Source organism: Bradyrhizobium sp., from assembly GCF_049512235.1.
In the GTDB taxonomy this organism is placed as follows: Bacteria; Pseudomonadota; Alphaproteobacteria; order Rhizobiales; family Xanthobacteraceae; genus Bradyrhizobium.
On sequence record NZ_JBEKXH010000373.1, the window covers coordinates 1 to 6321 of the forward strand.

The window sequence follows — 6321 nt, forward strand, 5'->3', positions numbered from 1 at the left end:
ACTCGGCGCCGCCGGTGGCAACTCAGCATGAGGTCATAAGCTTCCCTGCCCACGCGCATCGCGCGTGGCGGGGAGGGGTCGGGGGTGGGGGGTGGCGCGGCGTTCACCGAAGCAGCGGTTCCTGCCGATGGACCCCCCACCCCCGACCCCTCCCCACCGCTCCGCGGTCGCTCCGCGGGGGGAGGGGAGAAGAGAAGAGCAGATCCGATTCAATAGTTTTGACGGCCGGCCTTAGGACGTGGGCGATTGGGTTTCCTTTCCCCGTGCTCGACTTTTCGATCTTTCATCTCGATGAAGATAGATCGCGATTGTCCTGCTTCGGACCGCCCTCCGGAACAATCAGGGCGTGTGCCGCGGCCGGATCGGCCGCCATGAATTTGACTGGCCGTCCGGCCAGAAATGCCTTCGGTTGAACCGTCGGCGGATGTTATGATGAAGTACCCGCACGCCGCTTTTGCACGGAGGATCAGGGATGGCCGGACCAACAGACGTCGAGAACGAACTGCCCGTGGCATCGCGGCGGCATTTTCTGCGCGAAAGCGGGGCCTTGATGGGAGGCGCCATTATCGGCGGGTTTGCGAGCGGCGAAGTCCAGGCGGCGACAGATGCAGCCGGGGCCGACAACCTGCCGCCCAAAATTCCCGAATGGATGAAGACGCCCGGCGATGCCATGGGCAGCCAGCTTTACGGCACGCCTTCGGCTTTCGAGAAAGGCGTGGTCAAGAACATTCCGAAGAACCTGCCGCAATATCTGTCCGCGTCCGGACGGACGCCGCTGCAGGAACTCGATGGCATCATCACGCCGAACGGGCTGTTCTACGAACGCCATCACGCCGGCGTCCCGACCATCGACCCCGCGCAGCATCGGCTGATGCTCCATGGCCTGGTCGACAAGCCGCTGATTTTCACCATGGAGGATATCAGGCGCTTTCCGTCGCAGTCACGCATCTACTTTCTCGAATGCTCCGGCAATCCCGTCTATACCAAACCCTATGGCAAGACCGCGTCCGATCTGGTCGGACTTCTGAGCTGCGCCGAATGGACCGGCGTCAGCCTGAAACTGGTATTGCAGGAGGTGGGCGTGCAGCCTTCGGCAAAATGGGTGGTCGCCGAGGGCGCCGACGCGGCGGCGCTGACGCGCAGCGTTCCGATCGAGAAATGCCTCGACGATGCCATGCTGGTGTACAGCCAGAATGGCGAGCGGCTGCGCCCGCAGCAGGGCTATCCGCTGCGGCTGTTGCTGCCGGGTTTCGAAGGCAACATGAATGTCAAATGGCTGCGCCGGCTGCATGTCACAGCTGAGCCCGCTTATTCGCGCGAGGAAACCTCGAAATACACCGACCTGATGCCGGACGGCACCGCGCGCGAGTTCACCTTCTACATGGAAGCCAAATCCATCATCACGCGGCCCTCGGGCGGCCAGCGCCTCATCTCGCCCGGCTTTCACGAGATCGGCGGCATCGCCTGGAGCGGCCACGGCAAGATCAAACGCGTCGATGTCTCGGTCGATGACGGCAAGAGCTGGCGAGAAGCCGAGCTGCAGGAGCCGGTGTTGACCCGCGCCTTGACCCGCTTCCGGTTGCCCTGGCAGTGGAACGGCGAGGCCGCCGTGATTCAAAGCCGCGCCATCGACGAGACCGGTTATGTCCAGCCGACCCTGGCCGAACTGCTCGCGGTGCGCGGCGACAATTCGTTCTACCATAATAATGCGATCTGGCCCTGGCGCATTGCATCAAGCGGCGAGGTGACCAATGCGGCGGCGTGAACTTGCAATCGCAGCCCTTGCCATGGTCGCGCTGGCAGGCACGACGGCGGCGCGCGCGCAAAGCCCCTATGGCATCGGACGCGCGGCGACGCCGGCCGAGATCGACGGCTGGAACATCGATATCGGCCGCGACGGCCGCAATTTGCCGCCCGGCAGCGGCAGCGTCAGCCATGGCGAGGAAGTATTCTCCGTGCAATGCGCGTCCTGTCACGGCGCCAAGGGCGAGGGCGCCGTCGGCGACCGCCTGGTCGGCGGCCAGGGTACGCTGGCGACGCAGAAGCCGATCAAAACCGTCGGCAGCTATTGGCCCTACGCGCCGACCCTGTTCGATTATATCCGCCGCGCAATGCCGCAAAACGCGCCGCAGTCGCTCGGCGATGACGACGTCTATGCCGTCTCCGCCTTCATTCTGAAATTGAACGGCCTGCTGCCGGCCGACGCCACGCTCGATGCCAAGACGCTTGCCGCGATCAAGATGCCAAACCGCGGCATGTTCGTCGGCGATCCCAGGCCCGACGTCAAAAACCCGGCCTGCACGACCGGCTGTTGAGGAATGTGCGGCGGATGGGGACCGGCGCCATCGCCTCAGCGGACGCTGACAAACCTGCCCCAAATCGCCGCGAGAGCGGCGCCGGCCGGAACGTAAACTGGATCGTCCCAGAACATGCTGCCATACAGTCAGTTCAATATTGTCATGAAAATGCGGCCTTACCCGATGACGGTCCGTGCGGCGAGCTAGCCGAACGGCTCGGCCAGCGCCGCCCGCCAGCACCTCCCCGGCGCCAAAATGCGGTGTTACTCTTGCGGCCATGTTGCCAGCGACAAAAGCCGGATCAGGTGCCGTTGCCATCGCGTCCGGTCCGGGGCGTGAGCGATGACCGCATCGTTGAAATCCATCACCGCATGGCTGCGATCGCGCAAGGTCGAGCTTGGCCTCGGCGTGCGCGTCACCGTGGCGGCGATGGGCGCGCTGGTGATCGCGCTGGCGCTCGGTCTCAAGCTGCCGCTGTGGGCGGTTCTGACTTCCATCATCGTCACCCAGATGAGTGTCGGGCGGTCGCTCAAGGCGACCCGCGATTACCTGGTCGGAACCGTCGGCGGGGCGCTGTATGGGGCGGCTATCGCGATCCTGATTCCACACAACGGCGAGGGCGCGCTGCTCGCGGTGCTGGTGCTGGCAGTGGCGCCGTTGGCGTTCATGGCCGCCATCAATCCGAGCCTGAATGTCGCGACCGTTACCGCCATTATCGTGCTGTTGCTGCCGCTGATGAATCATGGCACCCCGCTGGCGTCGGCGATCGATCGGGTACTGGAAGTCACCGTCGGCGCGCTGACGGGCCTTGCGGTATCCTTTCTGGTGCTGCCGTCGCGCGCGCACAGCCAAGTGCGCCTCATGGCGGCGCGGGTGCTCGAACTGATGGCGTCCGCCCTTACCGAGTTGCTGTCCGGCCTGACGCGGGGGCGCGATGCCGACGCTCTGCACAAGCTGCAGGACGGCATCGGCGCGGCGCTGGTCGGACTGAATACCACTGGCGCCGAAGCGGAGCGCGAGCGCAACGCGCGGCTCTCGTCCGGACCCTATACCGGCCCGGTATTGCGAACCACGCTGCGGCTTCGTCATGACCTCGTGATGATCGGGCGGGCCAGCGTGGTGCCGCTGCCGGTCGAATTGCAACAACGGCTGGCGGCACCGCTGGCCCGCGTCACCGACGCCATTGTCGGTTACCTCAGGGCCAGCGCCGCGGCGCTGCGCGGCGGGATGCTGCCGCCCGCGATTTTGCCGGTCCAGAGCGCCTTGCAGGCCTATGCCGCGGAGGTCGCCGCACTACGCAGCGAAGGCCTGACCAGAGGCCTGGCCGGCGATGTTGCCGAACGCTTCTTCGCGCTGGGATTTTCGCTGGAGCAGATGCGGCAAAATTTGAAAGACCTCGAACGCTGCGTGGCAGTCTGGGCCGATGCTTCGGTTGTTCAGGCACGCAAGATCGAGGAGGAGGAGGTGGAGTGAGGGCCCAATGATGACTACTCGATGAGAGCCTTGTTAACCTCTGGCGATCTTGAAAAATGGAAAGGCGAGCGATGGCGAAGCCGACTGAATATGCAATTTGGTAGAGCCTCTGGCGGATGCCGACGGCGGCGGCTGGCTGGCGTCCGTGCCAGCCTTACCCGGCTGCATGGGCGACGGCGAAACCCGTGAGGCGGCGCTGGCCGACGTGCAGAACGCCGTCGCCGAATGGAAGGACGCGGCACGCCAGTTGGGACGTGATGTCCCGGGCCCCGCGGCATTGGGGCAGTGGCGCCAGCGGGCGCCGCGCACCTTGCACGAAAAGCTGAAAATCCTCGCGGCCAAAGAAGGCGTTTCCCTCAACGCATTCGTGACGAGCGTGCTGGCCGAGGCGGTCGGCAGAAACGGTCGAGATAATCACAACCACGGCCCGACCAGGAGGCTGAAAGGAAACTGATCGATATTCGGTTCTCCTGACGACGCTTGCGGGACCGGCCGATTGAATTTGGATGCGTCGGGCTTATACCATTCCGTTGGCGTTCCTCGAAAGTGATTTTCCATGCGTTGGCGTCGCGTCATCGACTTTCCGGGCTTCGTGCTCTCGTTCTCTTTCTCTTTCGCGGTGATGGCTTTTGGTGCGGACGCGGACACGCCCGCGCCGCTGCCGCCCCAAGAGCTCAACGCCAACAATCTCGCCCGCGTGCTCGACCCGCCGATGGAGAAGTGGATCGACCTGCACAAGGGCCCGGGCGCGGTGGTGGTCGTGGTGACGCGCGAGGCGGCCGTGTTCGCCAGGGGCTATGGCTTGGCCGACATCGCTGCCAACAAACCGTTCACCGCCGATCGCACGCTGGTGCGGCCGGGATCGATCTCGAAGCTGTTCACCGGCATTGCGGTGATGCAACTGGTCGAGCAGGGCAAGCTCGATCTCGATCGTGACGTCAATGATTATATCGATTTTGTCATTGCGACGCCGCCGGGCGGCGTGCCGGTCACGCTGCGCCGGCTAATGACCCATCGCGCCGGCTTCGAGGAACATGCCAAGGGATTGTTCTCGCGAGATCGCGAGCCCACCCCGCTCGGGCGCTGGATTGCGGACAACCTGCCGCGCCGGCTGTTCCCTAGTGGCGATGTCGAGGCTTACTCCAATTATGGCATGGCGCTCGCCGGCTATATCGTCGAACGCATGTCCGGCGAGCCCTTCGCTGACTACATGCAACGGCACCTTCTGGGTCCGCTTGGCATGACCCATTCGACGTTCCGCCAGCCCTTGCCGGACGATCTGGCGCCGCTGATGGCGAGAGGTTACCAAAGCGCCGACAAGCCGCCGCAGGCCTATTTCGAAACCATCGCCGCCAGCCCGGCCGGCGGGCTTTCGGCGACCGCCGATGACATGGGCCGCTTCGTCCGCGCGCTGATCAATGGCGGCGAGCTCGACGGCGTTCGCATCCTGCCCAAGGCGCGGCTCGACCAGATGATGGCGCCAGCTTACGCGACGCCGGCCGGATATCTCGGCCTGGTGTTCTTCGGAACCAAGCTCGCCGGTCACGACGCAATTGGTCACGATGGCGCGACCATGACCTTCTTCAGCACTCTGACGATTTTCACCGAGCAGGGTATTGGCGTTTTCGTGTCGCGCGACGGCATCGGCGAGATCAGGAGCGCGAGCGACTTCAATGAGATCCCCAATCCCGCGGCGGCGATCGCGCGGCGCTTTCTGCCCGAAGCACCCCAAGCGGCTGATGCGCGCGCCGCCGGCTTCCCGGGAGGCGCTGACGTTGCCGGCATCTACCAGACCAGCCGGCGCGCGGAGTCGTCCTTCGTGCGATTGAGCGCGCTATTGTCGCAGATTGTCATCCGGATCGACGGCACCGGGGAGGCCAGAAGATTTCCCGCGATCTGGCCGTTCGGCGCTGGCGCCAGGTTGAAGCGCGTTGAACGCGATCTCTACGAGGGGCCGCAAGGCGGGCGCTTTGCCTTTGTGGATGGCGGCGGCTCAGGGTCCTACTTGGCCGCGCCGGCCTTTCGCCTGCAACGGGTGCCCTGGACCGCCGATGTCAGGTGGATCGCTCCCGCCTTCGTCGTCAGTCTGCTGCTCGGTCCTCTGTCGCTCCTGGCCTGGCCGTTCGCCGCGCTCCAGCGCCGCTGGCGCAACAAGCCATGGAGCCGGGATCGCGGGGACCGGCGCGACTTCCTCATGGTCCGGCTGGTCCTGCTGGTCGATACGGTCGTGATCGCTGCGAGCGCGGTGCTGTTTGTGAAGAGCACAGACCTCACGATCTTCAATGCCGCGCTGGATCCCGTGCTGCTCGCGCTCTATGCGCTGGCATGGCTCGGGGTGTTCGGCGCGCTTGCCTCGCTATGGGCCGCGATCAAATTCTGGCGCAACGGCGTCGGCAGCCGATGGTCGCGGGTGCATCACGCGCTTTTGGCCTTAAGCAGCCTGGTGCTGGCCTGGTTCTTCCTCGCGTTCCATGTTGCCGGAAAAACATTGAATTATTAGCGACGAATTGAAGGCGGCTTCGGCGTCGCTCGGCGATCGTCGATGATCGCA

5 protein-coding genes are annotated in these 6321 nt (G+C 64.7%); all 5 read left to right on the plus strand.

Annotated elements, in window-relative coordinates; all coding sequences use genetic code 11:
• Nucleotides 1–550: 550 nt before the first annotated feature.
• The 5 genes from soxC (at nt 551) to ABSG20_RS26685 (ending at nt 6270) form a co-directional block, all read left to right on the plus strand.
• Nucleotides 551–1765: a sulfite dehydrogenase gene (gene soxC, locus ABSG20_RS26665; RefSeq protein ID WP_423867479.1), complete on the plus strand. Its 1215-nt coding sequence runs from the start codon at nt 551–553 to the stop codon at nt 1763–1765.
• Between the two features lie 22 nt (nt 1766–1787).
• The gene (locus ABSG20_RS26670; RefSeq protein ID WP_423867480.1) at nt 1788–2315 is read left to right on the plus strand and encodes a c-type cytochrome; all 528 of its coding nucleotides are present in this window, start codon (nt 1788–1790) and stop codon (nt 2313–2315) included.
• Between the two features lie 324 nt (nt 2316–2639).
• Nucleotides 2640–3770, plus strand: a complete 1131-nt coding sequence (locus ABSG20_RS26675; RefSeq protein WP_423867476.1) for an FUSC family protein — start codon at nt 2640–2642, stop codon at nt 3768–3770.
• A gap of 97 nt (nt 3771–3867) precedes the next feature.
• Nucleotides 3868–4224 carry a toxin-antitoxin system HicB family antitoxin gene (locus ABSG20_RS26680; protein ID WP_423867477.1) on the plus strand — a complete coding sequence of 119 codons (357 nt, stop codon included), beginning with the start codon at nt 3868–3870 and terminating at the stop codon, nt 4222–4224.
• Between the two features lie 102 nt (nt 4225–4326).
• On the plus strand, nt 4327–6270 hold the full coding sequence (locus tag ABSG20_RS26685) for a serine hydrolase domain-containing protein (RefSeq protein ID WP_423867478.1): 1944 nt from the start codon (nt 4327–4329) through the stop codon (nt 6268–6270).
• The last annotated feature ends 51 nt before the right edge of the window (nt 6271–6321 follow it).

Excerpts from the sequence above, each read along its gene's own strand:
- soxC (WP_423867479.1), top strand. The coding sequence starts at position 551 with ATGGGAGGCGCCATTATCGGCGGGTTTGCGAGCGGCGAAGTCCAGGCG.
- ABSG20_RS26670 (WP_423867480.1), top strand. The coding sequence starts at position 1,788 with ATGGTCGCGCTGGCAGGCACGACGGCGGCGCGCGCGCAAAGCCCCTAT.
- ABSG20_RS26675 (WP_423867476.1), top strand. The coding sequence starts at position 2,640 with ATGACCGCATCGTTGAAATCCATCACCGCATGGCTGCGATCGCGCAAG.
- ABSG20_RS26685 (WP_423867478.1), top strand. The coding sequence starts at position 4,327 with ATGCGTTGGCGTCGCGTCATCGACTTTCCGGGCTTCGTGCTCTCGTTC.